Below are 24343 nucleotides of genomic sequence, written 5' to 3' on the forward strand. Positions count from 1 at the left end.
CGTTGCGCTCTCAGTTGTCCATCACGACCTCGAGGTCGAACGGCGCGTCGGCAGGGGCCGATTTGGGCTCGAGGTAGCCGACCGCGAAGGCAGTGTAGACGTTTCCGGCCTCGGGTGCCACGTCGAAGGTCGCAACCACGTCGCCGTCGTTGGTTTCGGTCGCTGGTCGGATCTCGAGGGTGTAGTCGCCGCCTGGCACCTCGGTCGTCGCCACGTCGCCGAAGGCCGCGTCTTCGAATAGGACCGTCTCGCCGTCGCCGACTGTGACGTCGACAGCGGGTGCGTCCGGCGAGGCATGCACGAGGCGGACACGTGCGTTGTCACCCGGGTCACTGATGTCGTCCTCGAGAACTGCCGGTGCAAAGGGCTGATTCGTCTCGCTCAGTTCGCCAAGCGCCGCGATGGTGAACTCGCCCTCGGGAATCTCGAGGTCGTCCTCGAACACGACCGTGTCGGGATCGCCCGCAGCCGTAATCATTACCGTGTAGGTGCCCGGCGCGAGTTCGAGGTAGTCGCTGACGGCCCGGTAGGGGACGTCCTCGAGGACCGTGTCGCCGTCGACGTAGACATCGACGTTCGGTGCATCCGGCGAGAGGTGAGCAACGCGGACGTTCGCCATGGCCTCGTCGCTTCCGCCGTCGTCACTCGTTTCGTTCTCCGATCCGCCATCGCTCATCTCGTCTCCACTCCCGCCCATACAGCCGGCGAGGGCGATCCCGCCAGCAGTTCCGATCAGTGTCAGTGCGCGTCGGCGCGTGTGGCTTTGTGCCATACATCCGGGTACTTGATGGGTAGGAAAGACGAAAATCCCTAACAACGTAGGGGTATTCCAACAGGAAGTAATAACTCACCAATCGATTGATGATCGGACGCGACCGCCTCGAGCGATCCATGGCCGAGAGGACGGCTCTCGCGTTGCTCGAGCCGTCCGACCCGGGGAAGGGCAGGTGGCTACCCAATTCCGACCGCGAGCGACCAACGGGAGCGAGCGGGCCGACGACCGACCCGTAGGGGAGGGAGGAGTGCTTTTGATCGACCTTTTGTCGAGCGAACGAGCAGCGCGAGTGAGCGCAGCGCAAAAGGTCGGTGCTCAGTATTTGGGCTCCGCCCCAGTCGTCTCGTAGACCTGTTCCATGATGTCGTCACGGCGTTGTTGCCAGTGCTCGAGGGCGGCGGGGTGGTGGGGATACCCTTCGTAGAGCTCGAGCAGGTCGTCGGCCCGACGCTTAGTCTGGAAGAGCGTCCAGATCGTCCCCCAGTGGCCGCGGCTGTTGAGCAGACTCTCCGCGGCGAGTTTCGGGCCGAGACTCGTACTGCCCGAGTACAGCGCCTCCGCGAGTTTCTCGCCGGGCATCGCGGCGAGTAGCCCCATCAGGTCGTCGACGTCGACGGCAGTCGAGAGGATGTTGTAGACGTCCAACGCGGCGTAGCGTGCGCCGAAGTGGTCCATGACGCGCTCGTTGTACTCCCAGAGGGCTTTCTCGCTGACGTCGCCGGTCTCGAGTGCCTCTATTGCGGCTTCGCCGGCGTACTTGCCGCCGTAGGCGGCCCCGGCGATGCCGCCGCCGGTGGTGGGGTTGACGTGGCCGGCGGCGTCGCCAATGGCCATGTAGCCCGGATGCACCGCGGAGTCGTAGGGCCGTCGGGTTGGGAGGGCTGCGCCGAGTTTGTCCTCGACTTCGGCACCGCGGAACTCGGGACGGGTCTCGAGGTCGTGTTTGAGGTCGTCGACGAGTTTCATCGGCTCTTCGGTCATCTGGAAGCCCAGGCCAGCGTTGATCTCCGTCTCGGTGCGCGGGAAATACCAGAGATAGCCCGCAGCGCGTTCGGTCGGCTTGAAGACGAGTGCGTCGTCCCACTCGACGGGCTCGTCGACGTGGACGATCTCGCGGTAGGCAGAGCAGAAGTGGGTGTAGTTGACGTTCGTATCGAACGTGGAGGTCGAAAAGTCGACGTGGTCCTGGAGGACGGACAGCGAGCCCGCGGCATCGATGACGATGTCGGCCTCGTAGGTGACCGGGTCACCCGTCCGGATCGCTTCGACGCCGGTAACGCGACCGTCGTCGTCCTGGAGGACGCTTTTGACGACGGTGTCGTAGTGAAAGTCGACGCCGGCGTCGCCAGCGCCGTCGATGATCCGGCGACCGTACTCCCAGCGGTCGATGACAGCCAGTTCACCGGGAATCGGGATCTCGAGGACGGTATCCTCCTGTGGGATCTCGAAGCGACCGTGATCGACGCCCGTATTTGTGAAGGCGGGCTCGAGTTTCGACTTCGGGATCGCCTCGGGGAAACTGTCGGCGCCCTTCAGCGCGTCGCCGCAGGCGATGTGGCCCGCTTCCGTCTCGGACTTTCGCTCGAGGATGACGACGTCGTACCCTTCCCGTGCGATGGTCGCTGCGGCATAGCACCCTGCGGTTCCGGCTCCGACGACGACCACGTCCGGCGACTGCGTCTTCGGCGTCGTGGCTGCCGACTGCTCCTGCGTACTCATATCAACACTGTGGATGCCGCGGTAAGAAAACGTTTTATCAAGCGGTTGGCTGCGATTCGTGGTCGATTCGGCGGCGAACCCGCGCGCTGGAATCGGTCGGTTTGCTCCCCTTGCAATGAAATAAAGAGTTTTAGTGAGGTCCGCCGTACCGGACCGTATGACTGAGTATACGGTCGAGTTCGTCGGGACGGGTGAGACGATCACCTGTACCGACAAAGAGACGATCCTCAGCCGGTGTCTCGAGGAGGGGATCGCCCAGGAGTACTCCTGCCGGGTGGGGATGTGTCTGGCCTGTTCTGCCGAAATCGTCGAAGGAGAAGTCACCCAGCCCGCGGCCCGTGGCCTGACCGAAGAAGAGGCCGAACGCTACGCGCTGACCTGCATGGCGCGCCCACAGTCGGATCTGAAACTCGATCGTGGCAAGTACCCGCCGAGTATCGAGAGCGATCTCGAGTCGAACGTCGACGGGACGACGGCACCCGCAGACGACTGAGACGGACTCCTGTCAGTGGGTGCCGGTGGGACCGCGATCGCCCTGCGGTCCAACCGGGACATCGTGACAGCAGACCGTATGAACGAACCGCGTACGATGTCTGCCAAGCAACACAGACGCCACGTAACGTTCAGGCGGGGTTCGATGTCGGGAAAGAATGGACTGCCAAGGCAGAAGTCGGCTGGCCACAGGCGCCTGAGAGCCGAGAGACGGTGGCGACGGTGACCGTGACGGACACGGAATAGTCGGAATTGCGCGGTACAGCCACGCCGCCGGCTCCGCGGCTTACTCGACGAAGTCGATGTCGTCGCCGCCCGCGGGTTCGGGCTGGACGGCAGCCTCGCCGTCGGGCCGGCCGTAGATCTGTGGTGATTCGACGCCCGTGACGACGATCATCGTCCGCATACTGCCCTCGAGGCTCTCGTCGATCGAGGTTCCCCAGATGATGCGGGCGTCGGGGTCGATTCGGTCGTAGATCTCTTCGACGACGCCTTCAGCTTCCTCGATCGCCATGTCGTTGCCGCCGGTGACGTTGACGAGTGCGGAACTCGCACCGGAGATGTCGACGTCCAAAAGCGGCGAGCGCAGCGCGGTCTTGACCGAGTCCTCGGCTTTGGCCTCGGAGTCTGCTTCGCCGAGGCCGATCATGGCGACGCCGCCACGTTCCATAACGGTGCGAACGTCGGCGAAGTCCAGATTGACGAGGCCGGGTTTCGTGATGAGTTCAGTGATCCCCTTGACGGAGCGCATGAGCACCTCGTCGCTGACTTTGAACGCCTGTCGGACGGGGAGTTTGCCGACCGAATCGAGCAGGCGGTCGTTGGGGACGACGATGACAGTGTCGGAGACGTCACGCAGGCGCTCGAGGCCGGCCTCTGCGTTCGTTCGCCGAACCTCACCTTCTGCGGTAAAGGGCGTCGTGACGATCGAGATCGTCAGCGCGCCGGCTTCGCGGGCGGCCTTGGCGACGACGGGCGCAGAGCCAGTGCCGGTTCCACCACCGAGGCCGGCCGTGACGAAGACCATATCGGAGCCGTCGATGGCGTCGTAGATGTCCTGCTGGCTCTCGAGGGCGGCTTCCTCGCCGACCTGTGGGAGCGAACCGGCCCCGCGGCCGCCGGTTTTCTCCTCGCCCATCAGGATCTTAGTGTCGGCCTCGATCTCGACCAAGTGCTGGACGTCGGTGTTGGCGGCGACGAGTTTCGCGCCGTGGATCCCCTCCTCGTGCATGCGGTTGACGGTGTTGCCGCCGGCACCGCCACAGCCGACGACGGTGATGTCGGTCTGGAGGTCCTGCAAGACATCTTCCAGTTCGTCGTCGGTCATCGTCCCGGTCTGTCGGCCGTCCGACGTGCCGCCGCCCGATGACTGCCCGTCCTGGGGCGCGTCGTCGGGGTCCGTGGCCGCCCCGTCTTCGGCCTCGTCGATTGCGTCGTCGATAAGAGAGTCCATTCTTGGCCCTGTCTAAACGATGGAGCATAATTACCTTTCCCCTACACGTCAGCCGACTGTCTGACACGTTAGGATGATCGTACGTCTATCACTCCGTGAACGTCGAATCCGCTAGCAGTGCTCGAGTAATAACGTCTTACTGTCGGTTAACGGTCCAGTCAGATCTGAAACCGGCGCGTTCGCTCGCTTCGAACTCTCTCGGGACTGACCGTTTCCCCGTCGACGGTCACGGATTCGCCGTCGGCGAGCGCGCCGAACTTCGGCCCTTCGGGAACGCCGGCTTCGCGTGCCAGTTGTGGATCGAAGGCCGTCTCCTCGGCGACGACGGCGTCGGCTTCGAGCCACACGGCGTCGTATTTCTCCGCGAGAACGTCGGCTAGACCCGCGGTGATCGTCTCACGTGGCTTCGCCGAGGCCGAGTCGCTGGCTGCAGCGGTGTCGGGATCCGGAACGGCCACCTGTGACCCGACGCGGCTTCCGCCGTTTTCGGTGGTGAACGCGACAGTGTTCGCTTCGACGATCTCACGGACGCGATCGGGATCGATCCCCTGAGCGACGCTGACGAGGTCGGTCGGCAGGTCGACGACGGTAACCGATTCCGCGAACTGATCGCCGAAGCGAACCCCGTCATCGACGGCACCTAGCTCGGCTTCGACCGCATCGACGAGTGCGAGCGGGCGGTCGTCGACCTCGCGGAGCCACGTCTCACTGACGATCCGGCAGTCAAGATCCTCGAGCGTCTCCTCGAGCACCGGCCAGTCGCCATCGAGCAGCGCGATCTCGGCCCCGCTGGCGTCGAACGCACGCTCGAGGGCGTCCCGGTGAGCCGTCGGATGGCCCATCGCCTCGAGCGCCCAGTCGGCTGCGACGTGGCCGACCGCCCATGCGGTCTCGCGGACGACTCGTCCGAACCGGGGGGCGTAGTGGTTGCCGCCGAAGCCGACGAGCTGTCTGTCACGATGTGGCGCAACGTTTCGCAACTCGAGGATGGCGCAGGCGACGGCGTCGGCACCGGCGGGGTCGTCCCACTGCTCGTCGTCGCTGCCCAGTTCCGCAAAGAGCGACGGACAGCCCACCTCGGAGGGGCCGTGGTGGGTACACTCCATGCCCACGTCGTACTCGGCGGGTGCGTACTCCTCGAAGGCCGCGAGCAACTCGGCCAGGGCGTTCGGCGCGGCGTCGGCCAGCGCGTCGGGCTCGCCGCCGAACTCGGCCGGGCCGAAGTTGCCCGTGAAGTGGCCGGTCAGCAGCGGACCGGTATCCCCCGAGTGTCGCGAAGCGAAGACGAGCAGGTCAGGATCGCAGTCGAAGGCGTCGGCGGGCCGCTTGAGGTCGATATGTAACGCGTCGAACGACCGCAAGACGGCCCCATCGGTCCGGTAGTAGGTGCCGCCGCCGTCGGCTGCCGGTCGGCTGTCGTCGGTTCGCTGGGTCCAGTCGGCGCGCTCGCGGAGTCGGTCACAGATGTGCTCCGAGGCGCGGTCGGCGTGGCTTTCGACGATCGCGAGCGTGGTCATATCTGTGCTCGTGAGTTGTCGGCGTTAACGTCGCCGGTTTCCAGCTGGAGGTGACGGCGGCCCGCAACTTTTCATGTGTGTGGATACCATACACTGAATGTGGACTAGTTGACCAATGAGCAATGACGCGTCGGATCGAACTGTCACGTCCGGGGGGCAGTCGTTCGAGTTCGACCTCGAGATCAGCGAGTTGAGCGCACTCGTCAGCGGTTGTGCCATCGCGCTGTTCGATGCTGACGGCTGCGTTACCGCGTGGAACGCGGGTGCACGCCGGCTCACCGGCTACGACGCGGAGACGATCGTCGGCGAACACTACCAGTCTCTCTTTCCAACCGACGCCCGCGACGCCGGTCGCCCGGATCGGTTACTCGAGCGAACACGAGCCGAGGGAACCGTCGAAGCCGACGGTTGGCGGCTCGGAGACGGCGGCAGTCGGCTGTGGGTCTGTGAGTCCATCGCCACGATCCATGCGGACGGCAGTGTCGGCGTTCCCGTCGAGTCTACAGCCGACTTAGACGGGTATCTCTGGGTCGTCCGCAATCGTACCGACGACCACGAGCGCGAACGCGAACTCTGCGAGGAGAAGGCGTTCACCGAAAGCGTGCTCAAAGCACAGCCGGATCTCCTCTATGCCTACGACACCGAGGGGGAGCTGATCCAGTGGAACGACCAGTTCGAACGCGTGACCGGCTACGACCCGGCGACGACCGGTGACATCGATCCGCTGACGTTCATCGCGCCCGAAGACCGCGATCTCCTCGGAAAGGCCATCGAGCGCATCCTCGAGGACGGCGAACGCATCACCGCCGAGGGCCGGGTTCTCACGACCGACGACGACCGACTCCCCTACGAGTTCAACAGCGCCAGGATCGTCGACGACGGCGACGTGCTCGGCTTTACCGGCATCGGTCGCGATATCTCAGCGCGCAAAACTCGCGAGCGCGAACTCGAGCGCCTCGAACGGCTCAACGCGGCGATTCGGGCGATCGACGACACGATGGTCACGGCGGACTCCCGCGACGAGATCGAAGCTGCGATCGTCGAAACGTTCGCCGCCGACGACGCCTACCGATTCGGCGTCATCGGTCGGGCTCGAGGTGTCGCGACCGGAGAGGGGTACTCGTGGGAGCCGACTGCCTGGTCCGGAATCGACGCGACCGCCGCTGCTGTGTGCTCGTCGTTCGTCGCGCCACCGACCGACGCCGACGGCGAGTCGGCACTCGAAACGCGAACTGTACAGCGGTATCGGTCCCTCCGCGAAAGCCCGATCGAGCAGTGGCGACGCCACGCTCGCGAGCACGACTACGGCTCGATTGCTGTCGTCCCCATTTCCGCGAGCAGCACGCCACTCGGGGCACTCGTGATCGGCACGGACGAGCCGTCGGCGTTTGCCGATCGCGAGCAGCAAGTGCTCCAGGAGTTCGGTGGGACGGTCGGACACGCCATCAACGCGATGGCGGTCCGTCGGCTGCTCTATCAGGACACCGTCGTCGAACTCGAGTTCGAGTCGACCGACCGAGGCGACGCCTGTATTCGGCTCTCCGACGACCTCGGCTGTAAGCTGTCGGTCGACCACGCCTTGCCGCTGAGCGGCGAAGTGTTTATTTACTATCTGACCGCGTCTGGCGTCGATCCCGATCGCGTTTGCGACCGCGCCCGCGACGACGAGGCGATTACGGACTTCCGACTCATCGACGCCAGTGACGACGAGAGCTACTGTGAGTGTGTCGTTCGCAACGCGACGATCGCCGAAACTTTCGCCGGTTACGGCGCGCGGCTCCAGTCGAAAACCGTCCGTGACGGCGTCGCAAGACTAACGGTCCAGACCAGTTCCGATGTGGCGCTCCACGAGTTCGTCGACACGATCACGTCGGCCTATCCCGACAGCAGGCTCCGCTCGAAACGAACCGTCGAGCGCCCGGTCAAGACGCGCGGCGACTTTCGGCGTACCGTCGAGTCGCTGCTGACCGACAAACAGCGCATCGCGCTCGAGGCGGCGTATCACGGCGGCTACTTCGAGTGGCCGACCCGACACAGCAACGCGAGTGAGATCGCTGACCGACTCGGGATCGCTCGCCAGACCTTCCACCAGCATCTGAGAGTGGCACAGGCGAAGCTGCTCTCGGCGTATTTCGGCGATACAGATTGAGACCGGCTGCTGTCCTGCTGTCCCGGTGGGACCGTCGGGCGGTCGCGATCCCATCGGCACCCACTGACAGGTGTCCGTACGAGACTGTCGGTTTTCGCGGAGCAGATGTAACGGTTTACGGTTACGTCCGCACACAGGTCCAACCGGTATCTGACTCCCACTCGCCGATACCAGAGCATGCTGGTACACCCCTTTCCCCCGCTGGCTGTCTTTCTCCGGCAATGACTTCGCTCCCGTCCACCGAACAGACAACCGCGTTGGATGTTCTCACGGAGCCACGACGGCGCTATCTGCTCGCGACACTGCTCGAGTACGAGGCCCCATCCGAAACGGACTCCCAGTCGGCGTCGGAGGGAGTCTCGATCGGCGCGCTGGCAACTGCGGTCGCGGGGCTCGAACAGGACGCGGACGCCGCGGTCGTCACCGACGAGCAGTCCGGTCGCGTTCGCCTCACGCTGGTCCACGCCCACGTCCCGCGACTGGTCGACGCCGGGCTGGTGACCACGCATACCGACGGTGACGCGATGACGGTCGCCCCCACTGACCATCCGACCCTCGAGGCCGAGTGGGTTCGATCGATTCTCGCCGATCCGACTGGCGAGTCGTTTCCCGCCGACGAAGCGACGCTGAACCGAACGCTCGAGGCGCTTCGCAGTTCGCGTCGCCGGACCGTCTGTACTGCCCTCGCGAAGCGGCGCGGGACCGTCCCCGTTTCCGACCTCGCCGCGACGGTCGCCGCGCGAGAGGCCGACGACGAGACGGGGCCGGTCGCCGTCACAGAGTCAGCGTGTACTGCCGTCGAAACGTCACTCGCCCACGAACATCTGCCGACACTGTCTGCGGCAGGCCTCGTCGAGTACGACGCGGCGGCGCGAACGGTCGCACTTGCGCTCGACGCACCCCTGTGGCAGGCCGACTGGGTGACCGAGGGGCCGCTCGCAGCCGTTGCCGAGTTCGTACGCCACCGCGCCGAGCAGAGCGGCGCGGTTGCTGCACCGCACGATTCGGATCGAACGACGGCTGACGCGACGCCAGCGGACGAGCCGACTGCAGAGGTCGCGCCAACAGAGACAGCGCCCGCACCGACGACGGGATCGTCGGCGACGACCGACGACCGGCTGCTTTGGACGCTGGCACGACCGCCTGCTGGCCGATCGTCGTCGCGATCGGATCGGGTCCCGAATACCCCGTCGATCACGGAACGAGAAGAGCGATAAAGCCGACGTAGCTTCCGACGAGGACCACGCCGTCGAGTCGCGTAAGCTGTTGTCGATAGCCCATCATCCCGACCAGCAGGGCGGTGAACGCGACCATGATCGGAAGTTCGAACCGAAGCGTCGCGGGCGCGATCTCGATCGGAGTGATGAGGGCCACGATGCCAAGCACCGCGAGGATGTTGTAGATATTCGACCCGACGACGTTCCCGACGGCAAAAGACGCGTGGCCACGGATCGCGCCCACGACCGAGGCCGCAAGCTCCGGGAGCGATGTCCCGAGTGCGAGTACCGTCAGCCCGATAACCAGATCCGAGACACCAAGCGCCGATAGCAACCCCGTCCCGCCGGCGACGAGCCACCGTGAGCCGACCACGAGCACCAGTAGCCCACCGACGACGAGCGCCCCGTCTCGGACTGACACGCCCGATATGTCGGCGTCAGGTTCGTCGACCATCGAGGTGGACTCCGCGTTGGCATAGTGGAGGATCAGCGCGGTAAACCCCGCGAGGACCACCAGCAAGACGACACCCTCGAGCCGACCGAGCTGGCCGTTCGCGCCGAGTGCGACCAGCAACAGCGCTGCAAGCACCATAACGGGGACGTGCCGGCGGACCACCTGATCGCTGATCTGCAACGGCTTGATGAGCGTGGTGACACCGAGCACCAGCCCGATGTTCGCGATGTTCGAGCCGACGATCGTGCCGAGGCCGATGTCGCTCGAGACGTTTAGCGCGCCGACTGCCGAGACGAACAGTTCGGGTGCGGTCGTCGCGAAGGCGACCACCGTCACGCCGACGGTCGCCGCACGGAGCCCGATGCCGAGTGCGAGCCGGCCTGCACCCGCGACCAGCAACTCGGCACCGCCATACAGCGCGATGATCCCGCCCACGAGCAAGAGGAGATCGAGGGGGGTTCCGGAGAGCATAGCGGCGGCTACTCGAGACGGGGCTAAAAGCCACGCGGAACGGCCGGGGGATCGTTCGGCTGGCCGTCACAGGACTCGAGCCAGCCCACCGAGTGAACGCCGCTGTCGAAGCCAGACCCATTATAGTCTTGCCACTCCGACTGACAGATCGAACGATGGCTATGGACGTATACGGTCTCCTCGGCAATCCGGTCGGCCACTCGCTGTCGCCGCCGATGCACGAGGCCGCCTACGACGAACTCGGACTCGAGGCTCGCTACGTAACCTTCGAGCCCGACGAAGACGATATCGACGACGCGATCGCCGGGGCCGACGCGCTCGGGATCGCCGGACTGAACGTGACGATCCCGTTCAAACAAGATGCCCTCGAGATCGTCGCGCCCGAGGACCTGGCAGCTCGAATCGGCGCGGTCAACACGATCGACTTCTCGGGCTCGGGGCCACCAACGGGCTACAACACCGACGCCGTCGGCGCGTTGCGCGCGTTACGCGACCACGATGTCACGATTCAGGACGCGCGGGCGGTCGTCGTCGGTGCCGGCGGTGCTGGCCGGGCAATCGCGTTCGGCCTCGCCGACGCTGGTGCGACCGTCGCCGTCGCCAACCGAACCGAGTCGAAAGCACACGACCTCGCCGAGGAAGTGCCCCGCGCGACCGGCCACGGGCTCGCGGAACTCGAGCAACTGGTCGCCGACGCCGACGTGCTGGTCAACGCCACGAGCGTGGGGATGGAATCGGACACGACGCCGGTTCCCGCCGACGCGCTTCACGAGGATCTGGCCGTCCTCGATGCGGTCTACAGCCCGCTCGAGACGCGACTGCTGCGCGATGCGGCCGATGCCGGCGCGACGACCGTCGATGGTGCGTGGATGTTGCTCTATCAGGGCGTCGAGGCGTTCGAAATCTGGACCGGTCGGGATGCACCTGTCGACGTGATGAACGACGCACTTCGCTCGCGGCTGTAGGCCGACGGCGGCCACGGTCGGAATACTGACAGTATCAGGCGAATTTAAGTGTCGGAACCGACTACGTCGATATAATGGCAATCCTCCAGAAGCTGAAGTCTCTACTGGGATTCGACGGGTCGGACTCAGAGCGCAGGAGCTCTCGGGAGGTCGGGGTAACGGTCGAACGAGAAGGGGCGGCCGACGACGGAAACGGGACGACCGCCGGCGCGGCTCGAGATCGGACGGAGGACGTGCGTGACGACCCATCACAGTCGGCCACCGCAGACACGGCAGACGAAGCGTCCGCACAGACGACCGACGCCGACACAGCCACGGAATCCGCTGTCGATTCCGAGACAGCGCCTGACGCCGCGACTGCCGACGACACTGACGCCGACCTCGAGGCTGACGCCGAACCGGCGGTGGATGCCGTCCCCGAACCCCAATCCGAATCCGAGTCGGAACCGAACGACGAGACGGAGCCGCAAGTGGAACCCGAACCAGAACCGGAACCAGCTGTCGAACTCGAGTCCGAGTCGACGGCTGAACCGGAACCAGACGCCGACCTCGAGGAACCGGAGCCGGAACCGCAAGTGGAACCCGAGCCCGAATCCGAATCCGAACCCGAACCTGAGCCCGAACCGGTCACCGAAATCAAAGGTATCGGTCCGGCCTATGCCGATCGTCTCGCCGGTGCAGGCGTCGACACCGTCTCCGAACTCGCCGAGTCGGACGCCGCCGACCTCGCCGAGGCGACCGATATCTCCGAGAAACGCATTCAGGGTTGGATCGATCGCGCCGAAGTCCGATAACGAACCGGTCAGCCGCCCGTCGAACCCCGATCCCACGTCACAGTTTCGCTATCCCCCTCACTGACTCTCACTTTTTGCGCTGTCGTCTACGACAGTCCTGAAATCGCAAGAGGATTACCAACCGGCTGCGTCCCGTCCGACATGAGCGATCCGCGCGTCGTGACGACGCTCGACTCGTTTCGCGCCGCCGCGGCTGGACGCGGCGGGGCGGCTGCGGACCGCGCCGCATCGTCGGTACCAGTCGGGCTCCGCGTTCCCGTCGAAACCCGCGTGACTGTCAGCGATCCGTTTCTCGCTTATCGGCGCGCCCGCGACGGCGACGGCGGCGCGTTCCTCGAGACGACAGGCGGCCAGCCCGGCTGGGGCTACTTCGGCGTCGATCCGATCGAGCGGCTCACGGTCGGCCCCGACACGGTCTCCTGTGACCGAGACGACGGCTCGCCGACGCTGGCCGCACTCGAGGGCCTGCTCGCGGACGATCGCCTCGCTCGCGGGGACTGTGACGTTCCCTATCCCTGCGGTGCCATCGGCTGGCTCTCTTATGACGTGGCTCGCGAACTCGAGTCCCTACCCGAATCTGCCGTTGACGACCGAGGGTTGCCTCGACTCGAGGTCGCGGTCTACGACCGCCTCGCAGCCTGGGAGGAACCAACCGAAGGCGAGGTGACGCTGCGGATCACGACCTGCCCACGGGTCGACAGCGACGCGACCGACCCCGAGGACGCCGTTCTCGAGGCGGCCTACGAACGTGGCTGCGAGCGGGCGCTCGAACTCGCCGACGCCGTTCGAGAGGGCGACCCGGAGATCGGTGAACCGCCGGTCTCGCGGTCCGACGCGACCTTCGAGAGCGACTGTGGTCGTGAGGCCTTTGCCGACCGCGTTCGCCAGGTCAAGGAGTACGTCCACGACGGTGATACCTTTCAGGCCAACATCTCACAGCGGCTGGTCGCACCTGCTGCAGTCCATCCTGTCGCGGCCTACGACGCCCTGCGACGGGTCAATCCGGCACCCTACTCCTGTCTGCTCGAGTTCCGGGCGGTCGATCTGGTGAGTGCGAGTCCGGAACTGTTGCTCGAGCGAGAGGGAACCCGCGTCCGGACAGAACCCATCGCGGGGACGCGACCGCGCGGCGAGACGCCGGACGAAGACGCCGCCCTCGAGGCCGACCTGTTGACCGACGAGAAAGAACGTGCCGAACACGCGATGTTGGTCGACCTAGAGCGCAACGACCTCGGGAAGGTCTGTGCGTACGGCTCCGTCGACGTTTCGGAGTACCGCCGGATCGACCGCTATTCGGAGGTGATGCACCTCGTCTCGAACGTCACGGGTCGACTGCGCCCGGATGCGACCCTGTCCGACGCCATCGCGGCGGTCTTCCCCGGCGGGACGATCACCGGTGCACCCAAGCCGCGGACGATGGCGATCATCGACGAACTCGAGACGGCCCGGCGCGGCCCTTACACGGGCAGCGTCGGCATCTTCGGCTTCGACGGGCGGGCCACGCTAAATATCGTTATCCGGACGCTGGTTCGCCATGCCGACGAGTACCACCTGCGGGTCGGAGCGGGCATCGTCCACGACTCCGATCCGACCAGCGAGTACGACGAAACGCTCGCCAAGGCCCGCGCGCTCATCACCGCGGTCGACGAGGCACTCGGCGAGCGGGCCGACCTGGGGCTCGAGGCGGAAACCGACATCCCTCACGAGCCGACCGACGGCGGTGATCGCAGTGACTAACTCCCGTATCCTTGTTGTCGACAACTACGATTCGTTCGCGTACAATCTCGTCCAATACGTGGGTGAGGTAGCCGACGAGGTCGTCGTCCGGCGCAACGACGAGATCGACCTCGGGGGCGTTCGGGATCTCGAGCCCACCGGTATCATCGTCTCGCCGGGGCCGGGGACCCCACAGGAGGCCGGCATCTCGATCCCGCTCTTTGCGGAGACCGACTACCCCATTCTCGGGGTCTGTCTCGGTCATCAGGCGCTGTGTGCGGCCGAAGGCGCGTCAGTCGTTCACGCCCCCGAGGTCGTCCACGGGAAGCCGTCGACGATCGCTCACGACGGCGAGGGGCTCTTCGCGGGCCTCCCCCCGACGTTCCAAGTCGGGCGCTATCACTCGCTCGCGGTCGAGCGCGGTGAGCTGCCGGCCACGCTCGAGGAAACGGCCCAGACAGCCGACGAGCGCGGCGTTCTGATGGCGGTTCGCCACTGCGAGAAGCCTCACCTCGGCGTGCAGTTTCACCCGGAAAGTATCCTCACACGAGCACAGTCGGACGCTGCGACCGGTTCGGGCGACGGCGCTGGCGAAGACATTTCGCTCGCGCTTGGCAAACGACTGATCGCCAATTTCTGTCAGTTCGCCGTGACGGCTGACAGGAACGCGGAGGCCCACGATGGGTGAGGAACTGTACTACCACGTTGACGGCAACCTCGTCCCAGCCAGTGAGGCAACCGTCAGTGTCGACGATCGAGGGTTTCGCTACGGCGACGCCGCCTTCGAGACGCTGCGGGCCTACGGCGGGACCGTCTTCGCGTGGGATGCTCATCTCGAGCGCCTCGAGCGCACCTGTGAGTCACTGTCGCTCGAGCACGGGCTCACTGCTGCCGATCTCCGAAGTCGAATCGACGAGACGCTGGCGGCGAACGGCCTCGCGGACGCCTACGTCCGCCTCTCGATCACGCGTGGCGTCCAGCCGGGCAAACTCACGCCCCAGCCCGACGTCGAGCCGACGGTCGTGGTATATGTGAAACCGTTGCCTCGCGGTGGGCTCGCGGGCGAGCCCGTCTGGGACGAGCCGGCGACGGTCGAGACGGTCGAAACTCGCCGTGTCCCCGACGAGGCGATTCCAGCCGCAGCCAAGACCCACAACTACCTGAACGGGATCCTCGCGCGCGCAGAACTCGGTGCTGACGTGGACGAAGCGCTCATGTGCGATCTCGAGGGCCACATCGCGGAAGGGGCGACGAGCAACCTCTGGTTCGTCCGTGACGGCGAGATATACACCCCGACGACCGACGGACCAGTGTTGCCGGGGATCACCCGCCAAATCGTCCTCGACCTCGCTCGCGACGCCGGACTGACGGTCCACGAGGGCTTGTACGAGCTGGTCGCCGTTCGCGACGCTGACGAGGCGTTTCTGACCAATCGAACCTGGGAACTGCGCCCGGTCGCGACGCTTGACGGCTGCGAGATCGGTGGCGGACCCGTTACGGAACGGCTCTCGCGGCGCTACGACGAACGCGTCGAACGAACGTGTTACGAATAGCTGTCACGATTCGTATTTGACGGAGTGATACGGCTTACTGTAACGATGTACCGGCGCACCCGCAGGACGGATCGCGGGTGCGCCGGCACTGACTGACAGGAGTCCGTATGAGTTATTTGGGTTCGACAGGCACCCGCGTCGGCTCGTTCGTGTCATCGTCGGGCGTCTCGATCAGCTCTCGTTTTGTCCCTGAGAGCTCGAGGACGAACTCACTGCCAAACGCGCTCGCGGGTGTCTGAAATCCGTCCGGGACGGAGTTCCGCCCCTCGAGAACCCGTCCGGCGGCTGCCACCGCCGATTCGGCGGTGAGCGCGTACGGGTTGGGCGTTCGCAGCCGGGCCCGCGCCTGCTGGCCGGTGTCGTCGTCGACGATTTCGCCCCAGACGACGGCGCTGCCGGTCGCCAATTGCGCTCCGTTCGGCCCGTCAAGCCGGGCGTCGATGACCCGATTCAACAGGCGCTTGACCGGTCCGCGCTCGAGGAGCCACCCCACCGAATTGACGGTCGACAATCGCTCGGCTGCCCACGGCGGCGCGGCGGCGTAGACTTCGATCGACTCGATGCCGGTGCTGTGGGCGGCGGTGACGACGTCGCCCCACGGGATCGTGACGGCGTGTTCGGGGCCATCGCCGAAGTCGATCTCGCGCGTTCGGAAGCCGGTCGGCACCTGGATGAGTCGACCGTTCCGGCGGACAACGCCACCGCTGCCGAGGTGTTCGACGAGCGTCCGGGCAGTGCCCCGCGAGAGGCCACTGTCGCTTTTGATCCCCAATCGAAGCGTGTCGCCGTCGGGGTGGTGGTCGGCGAGGAAGGCTGCCAGACAGTCCGACGGCACGACATCGAAGCCGACGCCGGGCAGGAGCGTAATCCCCGCCGTACGGGCCTCGTCGTCGCGCTGGCGGAGACACTCGAAGACCGGGAACTCGCCGGTGATGTCCAGATAGTCCGTCTTCGTCTCGAGACAGGCCGCGACCAGCGGCTCAGCAGTCTCGACGAACGGCCCCGCACAGTTCATCACGGCATCGAAACGCTCGAGGTGTGACTCGAGCGCGCTCGACTCGAGGTCGACGACCCGGCCTTCGACGCCGAGGGCGTCGGCCTGGCGTGTGACCGCGCTGGCGTCGCGACCGGCGACGACGGGCGAGCCCCCTCGTGCGACCGCCTCTCGTGCGATCAGCCGCCCCGTGTAGCCGTAGGAGCCGTAGATGAGAAGGGAGTCCATAGGTCGCGTTCGTCGGAGACCGATTTAAATTTCCGTCAGACGAGTGTTCACTCGATGGCATAACGTTCAGGGCCACCGCCTTCCAACGGACGCGGTGATGGACGCTGGACGGATCACGACGCTGTCGAATGTGCCTGCCGATTCGACGGTTTGTTTTCGCGTGACCGATGAGTCGGACGAGTTGCAGGAAGCGATTCTCGTCAGAACTGAGCCGGTCGCGACCGACGGCGGCGACCCGGTCGCTGAAGACGGTGTTACCTGCTGGCTGAACTACTGTCAGCATCTCACCCACATCAAACTGGACAAGGGCTCGGGCGCGCCGATGCGAGACGGTGAAGTCGTCTGTGAAAATCACGGCGCGTACTTCGCCGCCGACTCAGGGCGCTGTACGTTCGGGCCGTGCGAAGGTGCCTATCTCACCAGCCTCGAGACCACTGTCGACGATGGCGACGTTTATCTGACCGACGACGACTACACGTTCGTCGGGCTTGGCCCGCTCGAGCGCGACGACCTCGATCGCGCCTCGAGTTCGAACGTCGAGTTCTAGACCGCGACCGGCGCGACCAGATCCCGCTCCTGATCGTACTTGAGGAGGCCGGCGTCGACCAGCCGCGGGAGATGATCGTGGTAGAGGGAGAGGTAGACTTCGGTGACGCGTTCGGCAGAGATGTTTCGCACGGTGTGGCCCGTTTCGCGGGCCGCGACTTCCTCGGCTGCATCGGGCAGCGTCACCTCCTCGCCGTAGTTGCGCATGACAGACAGCAGCAGCCGGCGACGCTGGTCGGCAAGCAGAGAGAACACGTCGTCGAGCGTTTCAGCCGCCGCGTCCGGCTCGTCGGCGTCGTCGAGCCAGTCGAGTACCGTCTGCACGACCTCGACGGAGTCACGCTCCGAGTGGGATCTGGAAGTCATGTGTGGTCCGTTGTCCTCGAGCAGTCGCGACTGAACCGAGCCGAACGTCGCTTCGACAGGCTGTGACGCCGCCACTCGCTCGAGGGTTCGTATCGGGTTCTCGCCTGCAGCATAAATATTAGTATCGGATCCAGTTGACAACTACCACGGTATATTGACAGTTCTTCCTCGCCGACCATCAGGTATCGCTATTCGATCGTGAACGTCGGCTCGTCGATGGACTCGCTTTTACACTCGGGACACCGCGAAGGGAGATTTAGCAGGTCGTCGTAGTTGTCGAACCCGCAGTCGCGACACGTCGGCGGCGCGACGAGCAGCTGTTCGTCGGTTCCGTCGACCGACCGGGAGACGTGTTCGACGTGGCGGACCACCGCGTGTGGCGTCAGATCGAGCTGGGTGGCCAGCTCGCTCGGCGTCGCCGGCTCGGCACGCAGCGCATCGGCGAGTTGCTGTCGCGTCGTTTCGTCGGCCTCGCGCATACGTCCTCTCAGGCGGTGTGTGGTTTTATACTGTCGGACAGCAGTCACGGCGCAGGTCGTTCGTATCCATCGTCGATACCAGTCTCTCCGACTGCTACGAGGTTTCGAGCGTGTTGGATGCTCACACTCGAGAAAGGGCAAGTGACTTGGACCCCGCAGGTGAACACCGGCGTATGAAGGCAGTCGTCCTTGCAGGTGGGTACGCGACGCGAATGTGGCCGATTACCAAACACCGGCCCAAGATGTTCCTCCCGATCGGCGAGTCGACCGTCATCGACCGCATCTTCGCGGAACTCGAGGCCGACGAGCGGATCGACGAGGTCTACGTCAGCACCAACGAGCGGTTCGCCCCCGACTTCGAGGCCCATCTCGCCGACAGCGAGTTCGACAAGCCCCGGCTCTCGGTCGAGGAGACGACCGAGGAAGACGACAAGTTCGGCGTCGTCGGCGCGCTCGCCCAGCTGATCGACCGCGAGAACGTCGACGACGACCTGCTGATTATCGCCGGCGACAACCTGATCAGCTTCGACGTGTCCGACTTCCTCGATTACTTCCAGTCTCACGACGCACCCACGCTCGCCGCCTACGACGTCGGCTCCCGAGAGAAAGCCAAATCTTACGGCTTAGTTGAACTCGAGGGCGACCGCGTCGTCGACTTTCAGGAGAAACCCGACGACCCAAAGAGCACGCTCGTCTCGATCGCCTGCTATGCGTTCCCGCAGGAATCGCTCGACTTACTCCCGACCTACCTCGAGGACGGAAACAACCCTGACGAGCCCGGCTGGTTCGTCCAGTGGCTCCAGAACCGCGAGGCCACCTACGCCTACACCTTCGAGGGTGCGTGGTTCGACATCGGCACCCCCGAGAGCTACCTCGACGCCGTCGCCTGGCACCTCGATGGCGACTCGCTGGTCGCCGACTCGGCGACGCTGGAAGACGCCACGATCGGCGAGAACGTCCACGTCATGGACGGCGTGACCCTCGAGGGCACCGACCTCGAACACACAGTCATCTTCCCGGATGCGACGGTTCACAACGGCGACATTCGTCGCTCGATCATCGATGAGGGAACCCGAATCGAGGATCTCGACCTCGCCGGGGCACTCATCGGAGCCCACACGACGATCACGAACGGCTCCGAGTAGGCCCAGCGCACGTCCCGCTCATCCAGAACCGTCGATACACCTATCTGTTTTCCGTGTGACAGCAGTGGACAACGCGCATGCATCGTGACGATGCGGTTCGGCTGGCGCTCGAGTCGAGCGAAGTCACTGACATCGGTCGATGTCGTTCGACAGTTGCGGCGACCGTTCGGGAGTGCGAACCGAACGGAGACGCGAGCTAGAAGTCTTCGGTCGGGGTGGTGAATTTGGCGGTTACCAGACGACCGTCCTGCGAGATGTCAGTCAGTTCTGCATCCTCCGAGAGTTCGCTCTCGATATCGGATTCTGCCTGATCGAGATCGACTCCGTCCTCGCTCGCGTACAGCAAGTGATACGTTCCGGTCGTCTCGTTGCCGTCAATATCCGCGGTGATCGCGGTGGTAACGACTGTCTGGTTGTCGGCGTCTTCGGCCGCTGAGTCGGTTTGCCCCGTGATGAAGACGTAGGTATCCGTGTCTACTTCGCCCTGTACCTGACCGAAGTCGTCGTTTACGTCGGCGAACCGATCCGCATCTCCGTTGTAGGTGTCGATCAGGAGCTCAATCTCCTCGCGGGCGGTGTCGTACTCGAGCGTGCTCGTTCTGATGAGGAACTCCCCGTCGGTTGCGATCACCGCACCTTCCTCGTTGTCGTCCGTGTAGAGATCGAAGTCGCCGTGACTTCCGTCCCCGTCGAAGCCCATTCCGTCGACGATCCCTTTCCCATCGAACGAGCCGGTGAGTACCTCGGTGCTTCCGACGTTGAGTGAGTACTTGACGTCGTCAGCCACGAGTTCGTCGCTGTAGTTACTGGTGATCTGGTCGCGTAGGTCTCCCTTGTTCGGGACCTTGTCTGCGCCGAGGATCGTCTCTACGTTCATGAGGAAGACTGTCACCGAGTCAGAATCCAGCGTGTCGGGGTCGTAGACCCATTCAGTATAGTCGAAACCGAAGAAGCTCCCGACGACAGGAACATCACTACAGCCGGCAAGTGCCGCAAGCATCCCGGTCCCCGCAACTCCCGCCCCAGTTCGAAGTACATCGCGTCTCGAGTGCATTCGCCCCCTCTGTTGTTAGCCATCCTATAAAATGATTGTGAATAATACGAACATCGACACGAAAATCGGCGGGCAAAGCGGGTGGGACCGTCACTCGAATCGTCGGTTCGCAACACCTGCCCACAACGCTCACAGTGCGGTCGAAGCGCCGGTTTACGACACCGGATGGCTTTAGCGGCTGCCGATCGACGGGTGGCCTATGCAACGCACGCACACTGAGCCGAAGTCGTCGGCGACGGCCACGGGTGATCGGGCGTGATCGATGATCGGGAGCGTCTCGTATCGACCGCCGCCCGCGACGTTGCACTCGCCTGCATCGAGGCCGGCATCGAGGCGGGCCACCCGCGGACGGTCGTCCGCGATGCCGTCGCGCTCGAGGACGAGACCCTCCGGATCGCCGACGCGACGTACGACCTCGAGGCGTACGACGACCTCGTCGTCCTCGGCGGCGGCAACGCTGCGGCCCACGTCGCCGTCGCACTCGAGGGGATATTGAGCGATCGGATCGACGGCGGGGTGGTCGTCACGGACGATCCCGTCGAGACGGCACACGTCGAGGTTCGTGAGGGTGACCATCCCGTGCCGAGCGAGCGCGGGGTCGCAGGGGCGCGCGCCCTGCTCGAGACAGCAGACGCCGCTGACGAGGACACGCTCGTGCTGGCAGCGATCACCGGTGGCGGCAGCGCGCTCATGCCCGCTCCTGCCGAGAACGTCTCGCTTGCGGATCTACAAGCGACCACCGATGCGCTGCTCGCAAGCGGGGCCGACATCGACGAGATCAACGCCGTCCGCAAGCATCTCTCGGCGCTGAAAGGCGGCCGGCTGGCCCGCCGTGTCGCCCCCGCGACGGTCGTCGCGGTCCTCTTGAGCGATGTCGTGGGGAACGATCCAAGCGTCATCGCGAGTGGCCCACTCGCTCCCGACGAGACGACGTATGCAGACGCACTCGCGGTCCTCGAGCGCTACGACCTCGATGCACCCGCGACCGTTATCGACCGGCTCGAGCGCGGTGCAGCCGGCGAGATCGCCGAGACGCCGGCTATCGATGACCCCGCGTTCGAGCGCGTCTCGACGCAGATCGTCGCTGACGGGATGACGGCACTCGAGGCGGCCCGTGACGTGGCGGCAGCTCGTGGCTACGAACCGCTCGTCCTCTCTTCGCGGATTCGCGGGGAGGCTCGCGAGGTGGCGACGGTTCAGATGGGGATCGCCGAAGAGGTTCGCGCCACAGGGTCCCCCGTTTCACCGCCGGCTGTGCTCCTTTCGGGCGGCGAGACGACGGTGACGATCCGCGGCGACGGGGCGGGTGGTCCGAATCAGGAGTTCGCGATGAGCGCAGCGCTCGCGCTTGCAAACGAGAGGGAGACTGAGAACAGCGACGGAGTGGGCAGCGACATCACGGTCGCCGCGGTCGACACTGACGGAATCGACGGCGTGACCGACGCAGCCGGTGCGATCGTCGACGGGACGACCGTCAAAGAGCCCGACAGCGCACGCGACGCACTCGCCGAAAACGATGTCTTCCCGTCTCTCGAGACGCGACACGCGCTGGTTCGAACGGGACCCACGGGAACGAATCTGAACGATCTGCGGGTACTGGTCGTCGAATAGCTCTAACGCTCTGCGTTCCGCGCAAGCGCGTCGATCACGCGACAGGCGTTTTTCGAGAACGCTCGGCGCAGCAGGTCTTCGGAGACGTCGAGGGTGAGAATCTCCATGACTGCGACGTTGGGGTGGCAGGCGGGCGCACCACTGCCGAAGAAGACGCGGTCCGGATGCTCGAGCAGTGCGCGCTCGAGTTGGTCGCGGTAGCGGACGAAACTCGTCTCGAGATAGCAGTCGTCGTACGCCGCCAAGAGGTCGATCATCTCGTCCATGAGCGAGCGCTCCAGCGGGTGGCCGCCGAAGTGGCCAACGATGACGGGAAACGAGCGCTCGAGGAGGATTTCGGCGAGCGTTTCGGGCGGTGCATCGACACCGCCACGGACGATTACGGGGAGGTCGACGTCCTCCATGGCCGTGAGGACATCGTCGTCGGGGTAGTCGTCGGTGGTCGGATCGAGGACGAAGCCATGAAAGCGGTCGTCGTACGCGTATTTCTCGATGTCACTCGGGGAGATATGGTGGTCACTGCGGCGGCTGACGGCGTTGCGGAGCCGCCCGGTCGTCTTCTGTCCCGGCGTCTGGGTGCCGTTGATCCGGGCGAACGGGACGAACGGTCGGTCGACGCTGCGTCTTGCGACGCCGTTGTTCGGTGCGAGATAGCTCGTCTCCGGTGCCGACGGCGGGAAGACGACTGCTTTCGTGATTCCGGCCTGGTGCAGCTCTCGCTCGAGTCGATCCGCCGTAATCGTGTGTCTCTGTGAGGCTCCCCCGCCACCAGTTGACGGCAATCGCGTCGAGAGGTCCACCACACGAAACTCGTGTTCCAACTCCAGCATTCCCATCGGGGTGTTCCGAGTCGACCTATATTGTGCTACCGGCCCGATGGCGGCCCGTCCTGTGGCTAGGTCACACGCGCAATCGCAAGACGGAACGGTGATTCGAGGGAAAGAATTATATAGAAGTGCTGACGACATGGTTAGTGAGGATCAACGATGGCACAACAGCGACGCATGGGCGGACAGCCTATGTTCATTATGAGCGAGGACAGTCAGCGAACGCAGGGCCGCGACGCCCAATCGTCGAACATCATGGCCGGCAAGGCCGTCGCCGAGTCGGTACGTACCACACTCGGCCCCCGCGGCATGGACAAGATGCTCGTCGACTCCGGCGGGGACGTCGTCATCACGAACGACGGCGCGACCATTTTGAACGAGATGGATATCGAACACCCCGCGGCCCAGATGATCGTCGAAGTCGCCGACTCTCAGGAAGAGGAAGTCGGTGACGGGACGACGACCGCGGCCGTCATCGCCGGCAACCTGCTCGGCGAGGCCGAGGACTTAATCGAGCAAGACGTCCACGCGACGACTATCGTCGAGGGCTATCACGAGGCCGCCGAGATCGCCCTCGAGGCCATCGCCGAGGAGGTCGGCGAGGCCGACGTCGACGACGAGGTACTCCAGCAGGTCGCCGAGTCGAGCATGACCGGCAAGGGAACCGGTGGGCTCACCGCCGCCTCGCTGGCCGAGACGGTCGTCGACGCGATCCGCCACGTCGACACTGACGAGGGCGTCGCACGCGACAACGTCACCGTTCACACCCAGATCGGTGCCTCCTCGAACGCGACCGAACTCGTTCCCGGAATCATCGTCGACGAGGAACCCGCCCACGACGGCATGCCGAGCACGGTCGAGAACGCGTCGATCGCCCTTCTGGATGTCGAACTCGACGTCCGGACCGGCGACGTCGACGCGGAGTACGCCATCGACTCGATCGACCAGCTCAACGCCGCCATCGACGCCGAGGAAGGCGAACTCGAGGGCTACGCCGAGACCATCGCCGACAGCGGGGCCGATGTCGTCTTCACCACTGAGGACGTCAACGACCGCGTCGCCACCGCGCTGGCCAACGAGGACGTCCTCGTCTTCGAGGGACTGGGCGACAGCGACGCCCGGCAGGTCGCCTCCGCGACCGGCGCGCGCCGCGTCGGCGCGCTCGACGACCTCGAGGAGGACGACTTCGGCTCGGCCGACCGGATCCACACCGAGAACTTCGGCGACGACGACCTCGCGTTCGTCGAGGGCGGTGCGGCCGCCGAGACGGTCACCGTCTTCGTCCGTGGCGGCACCGAACACGTCGTCGACGAACTCGAGCGCGCTATCGGTGACGCCCTCGACGTCGTCGCGACCGCACTCGAGTCCGGCGAGGTCGTCCCCGGTGCTGGCGCGACCGAGATCGCGATCGCAGATAAGATCCGCCAGGAAGCCGCCGGTATCGAGGGCCGCAAACAGCTCGCCGTGACGGCCTTCGCCGACGCGCTCGACGTCGTCCCTCGGACGCTCGCTGCCAACACCGGTCGCGATCCCATCGACGCGCTCGTGGACCTCCGTGCCGCCCACGAGTCCGAGGGCCGCGCCGGCCTGATCACCGACGGTGACGAGGTCACGATCGCCGATCCCTTCGAGTACGGCGTCGTCGACCCCGCCGACGTCAAGCGCGAAGCCGTCGAGAGCGCCACCGAAGCCGCGACGATGATCGTCCGCATCGACGACGTCATCGCCGCCGAGTAACACCGTCACGTCACCCGTTTTATTCCGCTGTTTGTGGTCGACCGAGCTGCCAGTTAGCGAGAGATCGTCTTGATCGGCCAA

22 protein-coding genes are annotated in these 24343 nt (G+C 65.1%); 12 read left to right on the forward strand and 10 right to left on the reverse strand.

What is annotated here, in order from left to right:
* Positions 1-10 precede the first annotated feature (10 nt).
* Together ACERI1_RS00250 and ACERI1_RS00255 are read right to left on the reverse strand one after the other, a co-directional pair.
* Positions 11-772 (reverse strand): DUF4397 domain-containing protein, encoded by a 762-nt coding sequence (locus ACERI1_RS00250; protein WP_373616015.1) that lies wholly within the window; start codon positions 770-772, stop codon positions 11-13.
* 318 nt (positions 773-1090) lie between these two features.
* Positions 1091-2494, reverse strand: a complete 1404-nt coding sequence (locus tag ACERI1_RS00255) for a geranylgeranyl reductase family protein (protein ID WP_373616016.1) — start codon at positions 2492-2494, stop codon at positions 1091-1093.
* A 157-nt stretch (positions 2495-2651) separates the two neighbouring features.
* Here ACERI1_RS00255 and ACERI1_RS00260 point away from each other — a divergent pair, with 157 nt between their 5' ends.
* Positions 2652-2987, forward strand: coding sequence for a 2Fe-2S iron-sulfur cluster-binding protein (locus ACERI1_RS00260; RefSeq protein ID WP_373616017.1), 336 nt, complete (start codon positions 2652-2654; stop codon positions 2985-2987).
* A gap of 285 nt (positions 2988-3272) precedes the next feature.
* Here ACERI1_RS00260 and ftsZ read toward each other — a convergent pair whose 3' ends face one another.
* Positions 3273-4439 (reverse strand): cell division protein FtsZ, encoded by a 1167-nt coding sequence (gene ftsZ, locus ACERI1_RS00265; protein WP_373616018.1) that lies wholly within the window; start codon positions 4437-4439, stop codon positions 3273-3275.
* 158 nt (positions 4440-4597) lie between these two features.
* Complete coding sequence (locus ACERI1_RS00270; protein ID WP_373616019.1) at positions 4598-5956, reverse strand: D-aminoacyl-tRNA deacylase; 1359 nt, start codon at positions 5954-5956, stop codon at positions 4598-4600.
* A gap of 115 nt (positions 5957-6071) precedes the next feature.
* Between ACERI1_RS00270 and ACERI1_RS00275 the strand changes: the two genes are divergently transcribed.
* Complete coding sequence (locus ACERI1_RS00275; protein ID WP_373616020.1) at positions 6072-8105, forward strand: bacterio-opsin activator domain-containing protein; 2034 nt, start codon at positions 6072-6074, stop codon at positions 8103-8105.
* Between the two features lie 221 nt (positions 8106-8326).
* Entirely contained in the window at positions 8327-9322 is a 996-nt protein-coding gene (locus tag ACERI1_RS00280; RefSeq protein WP_373616021.1) for a hypothetical protein, read from the forward strand.
* Here the strand turns inward: ACERI1_RS00280 and ACERI1_RS00285 are convergent.
* On the reverse strand, positions 9300-10247 hold the full coding sequence (locus tag ACERI1_RS00285) for a calcium/sodium antiporter (protein WP_373616022.1): 948 nt from the start codon (positions 10245-10247) through the stop codon (positions 9300-9302). The genes ACERI1_RS00280 and ACERI1_RS00285 overlap by 23 nt on opposite strands.
* 161 nt (positions 10248-10408) lie before the next feature.
* On the opposite strand from ACERI1_RS00285, the gene ACERI1_RS00290 reads away from it, so the two are divergent.
* The 5 genes from ACERI1_RS00290 (at position 10409) to ACERI1_RS00310 (ending at position 15275) form a co-directional block, all read left to right on the forward strand.
* Positions 10409-11212, forward strand: a complete 804-nt coding sequence (locus tag ACERI1_RS00290) for a shikimate dehydrogenase (RefSeq protein WP_373616824.1) — start codon at positions 10409-10411, stop codon at positions 11210-11212.
* Positions 11213-11286: 74 nt separating this feature from the next.
* Positions 11287-12006 carry a helix-hairpin-helix domain-containing protein gene (locus ACERI1_RS00295; protein WP_373616023.1) on the forward strand — a complete coding sequence of 240 codons (720 nt, stop codon included), beginning with the start codon at positions 11287-11289 and terminating at the stop codon, positions 12004-12006.
* A 141-nt stretch (positions 12007-12147) separates the two neighbouring features.
* Complete coding sequence (gene pabB / locus ACERI1_RS00300; protein ID WP_373616024.1) at positions 12148-13743, forward strand: aminodeoxychorismate synthase, component I; 1596 nt, start codon at positions 12148-12150, stop codon at positions 13741-13743.
* Positions 13736-14410, forward strand: a complete 675-nt coding sequence (locus ACERI1_RS00305; protein ID WP_373616025.1) for an aminodeoxychorismate/anthranilate synthase component II — start codon at positions 13736-13738, stop codon at positions 14408-14410. The genes pabB and ACERI1_RS00305 overlap by 8 nt, the downstream gene beginning before the upstream one ends.
* On the forward strand, positions 14403-15275 hold the full coding sequence (locus tag ACERI1_RS00310) for an aminotransferase class IV (protein WP_373616026.1): 873 nt from the start codon (positions 14403-14405) through the stop codon (positions 15273-15275). Before ACERI1_RS00305 ends, ACERI1_RS00310 begins: the two co-directional genes overlap by 8 nt.
* Before the next feature lie 112 nt (positions 15276-15387).
* Here ACERI1_RS00310 and ACERI1_RS00315 read toward each other — a convergent pair whose 3' ends face one another.
* Positions 15388-16497: a trans-acting enoyl reductase family protein gene (locus ACERI1_RS00315; RefSeq protein ID WP_373616027.1), complete on the reverse strand. Its 1110-nt coding sequence runs from the start codon at positions 16495-16497 to the stop codon at positions 15388-15390.
* Between the two features lie 97 nt (positions 16498-16594).
* Here ACERI1_RS00315 and ACERI1_RS00320 point away from each other — a divergent pair, with 97 nt between their 5' ends.
* Complete coding sequence (locus ACERI1_RS00320; RefSeq protein WP_373616028.1) at positions 16595-17044, forward strand: Rieske (2Fe-2S) protein; 450 nt, start codon at positions 16595-16597, stop codon at positions 17042-17044.
* Here the strand turns inward: ACERI1_RS00320 and ACERI1_RS00325 are convergent.
* A complete protein-coding gene (locus tag ACERI1_RS00325) occupies positions 17041-17409 on the reverse strand; it encodes a hypothetical protein (RefSeq protein ID WP_373616029.1) in 369 nt (122 codons plus the stop codon). The two genes, ACERI1_RS00320 and ACERI1_RS00325, sit on opposite strands and share 4 nt — an antisense overlap.
* A gap of 188 nt (positions 17410-17597) precedes the next feature.
* On the reverse strand, positions 17598-17888 hold the full coding sequence (locus tag ACERI1_RS00330; protein ID WP_373616030.1) for a transcriptional regulator: 291 nt from the start codon (positions 17886-17888) through the stop codon (positions 17598-17600).
* A 173-nt stretch (positions 17889-18061) separates the two neighbouring features.
* Between ACERI1_RS00330 and ACERI1_RS00335 the strand changes: the two genes are divergently transcribed.
* Positions 18062-19033: a sugar phosphate nucleotidyltransferase gene (locus tag ACERI1_RS00335; RefSeq protein ID WP_373616031.1), complete on the forward strand. Its 972-nt coding sequence runs from the start codon at positions 18062-18064 to the stop codon at positions 19031-19033.
* 196 nt (positions 19034-19229) lie between these two features.
* On the opposite strand, the gene ACERI1_RS00340 is transcribed toward ACERI1_RS00335, so the two are convergent.
* Entirely contained in the window at positions 19230-20087 is an 858-nt protein-coding gene (locus ACERI1_RS00340) for a hypothetical protein (RefSeq protein WP_373616032.1), read from the reverse strand.
* A gap of 255 nt (positions 20088-20342) precedes the next feature.
* Here ACERI1_RS00340 and ACERI1_RS00345 point away from each other — a divergent pair, with 255 nt between their 5' ends.
* Positions 20343-21698: a glycerate kinase gene (locus ACERI1_RS00345; protein ID WP_373616033.1), complete on the forward strand. Its 1356-nt coding sequence runs from the start codon at positions 20343-20345 to the stop codon at positions 21696-21698.
* 2 nt (positions 21699-21700) lie between these two features.
* Here the strand turns inward: ACERI1_RS00345 and ACERI1_RS00350 are convergent, their stop codons facing one another.
* A complete protein-coding gene (locus ACERI1_RS00350; RefSeq protein ID WP_373616826.1) occupies positions 21701-22528 on the reverse strand; it encodes an amidohydrolase family protein in 828 nt (275 codons plus the stop codon).
* Positions 22529-22717: 189 nt separating this feature from the next.
* On the opposite strand from ACERI1_RS00350, the gene thsA reads away from it, so the two are divergent.
* Positions 22718-24262 (forward strand): thermosome subunit alpha, encoded by a 1545-nt coding sequence (gene thsA, locus ACERI1_RS00355; RefSeq protein ID WP_373616827.1) that lies wholly within the window; start codon positions 22718-22720, stop codon positions 24260-24262.
* Positions 24263-24343 lie beyond the last annotated feature (81 nt).

It is taken from the genome of Natrinema sp. HArc-T2, assembly GCF_041821085.1.
In the GTDB taxonomy this organism is placed as follows: Archaea; Halobacteriota; Halobacteria; order Halobacteriales; family Natrialbaceae; genus Natrinema.

Bases quoted from the DNA above. Each gene is read 5' to 3' on its own strand.
- pabB (WP_373616024.1), top strand. From the start codon at position 12,148: ATGAGCGATCCGCGCGTCGTGACGACGCTCGACTCGTTTCGCGCCGCC.
- ACERI1_RS00335 (WP_373616031.1), top strand. From the start codon at position 18,062: ATGAAGGCAGTCGTCCTTGCAGGTGGGTACGCGACGCGAATGTGGCCG.
- ACERI1_RS00280 (WP_373616021.1), top strand. From the start codon at position 8,327: ATGACTTCGCTCCCGTCCACCGAACAGACAACCGCGTTGGATGTTCTC.
- ACERI1_RS00320 (WP_373616028.1), top strand. From the start codon at position 16,595: ATGGACGCTGGACGGATCACGACGCTGTCGAATGTGCCTGCCGATTCG.
- ACERI1_RS00250 (WP_373616015.1), bottom strand. From the start codon at position 772: ATGGCACAAAGCCACACGCGCCGACGCGCACTGACACTGATCGGAACT.
- ACERI1_RS00325 (WP_373616029.1), bottom strand. From the start codon at position 17,409: ATGACTTCCAGATCCCACTCGGAGCGTGACTCCGTCGAGGTCGTGCAG.
- ACERI1_RS00310 (WP_373616026.1), top strand. From the start codon at position 14,403: ATGGGTGAGGAACTGTACTACCACGTTGACGGCAACCTCGTCCCAGCC.
- ACERI1_RS00330 (WP_373616030.1), bottom strand. From the start codon at position 17,888: ATGCGCGAGGCCGACGAAACGACGCGACAGCAACTCGCCGATGCGCTG.
- ACERI1_RS00275 (WP_373616020.1), top strand. From the start codon at position 6,072: ATGAGCAATGACGCGTCGGATCGAACTGTCACGTCCGGGGGGCAGTCG.
- ACERI1_RS00315 (WP_373616027.1), bottom strand. From the start codon at position 16,497: ATGGACTCCCTTCTCATCTACGGCTCCTACGGCTACACGGGGCGGCTG.
- ACERI1_RS00285 (WP_373616022.1), bottom strand. From the start codon at position 10,247: ATGCTCTCCGGAACCCCCCTCGATCTCCTCTTGCTCGTGGGCGGGATC.
- ACERI1_RS00270 (WP_373616019.1), bottom strand. From the start codon at position 5,956: ATGACCACGCTCGCGATCGTCGAAAGCCACGCCGACCGCGCCTCGGAG.
- ACERI1_RS00350 (WP_373616826.1), bottom strand. From the start codon at position 22,528: ATGCTGGAGTTGGAACACGAGTTTCGTGTGGTGGACCTCTCGACGCGA.
- ACERI1_RS00295 (WP_373616023.1), top strand. From the start codon at position 11,287: ATGGCAATCCTCCAGAAGCTGAAGTCTCTACTGGGATTCGACGGGTCG.
- ACERI1_RS00255 (WP_373616016.1), bottom strand. From the start codon at position 2,494: ATGAGTACGCAGGAGCAGTCGGCAGCCACGACGCCGAAGACGCAGTCG.
- ACERI1_RS00340 (WP_373616032.1), bottom strand. From the start codon at position 20,087: ATGCACTCGAGACGCGATGTACTTCGAACTGGGGCGGGAGTTGCGGGG.
- ftsZ (WP_373616018.1), bottom strand. From the start codon at position 4,439: ATGGACTCTCTTATCGACGACGCAATCGACGAGGCCGAAGACGGGGCG.
- ACERI1_RS00260 (WP_373616017.1), top strand. From the start codon at position 2,652: ATGACTGAGTATACGGTCGAGTTCGTCGGGACGGGTGAGACGATCACC.
- thsA (WP_373616827.1), top strand. From the start codon at position 22,718: ATGTTCATTATGAGCGAGGACAGTCAGCGAACGCAGGGCCGCGACGCC.
- ACERI1_RS00290 (WP_373616824.1), top strand. From the start codon at position 10,409: ATGGACGTATACGGTCTCCTCGGCAATCCGGTCGGCCACTCGCTGTCG.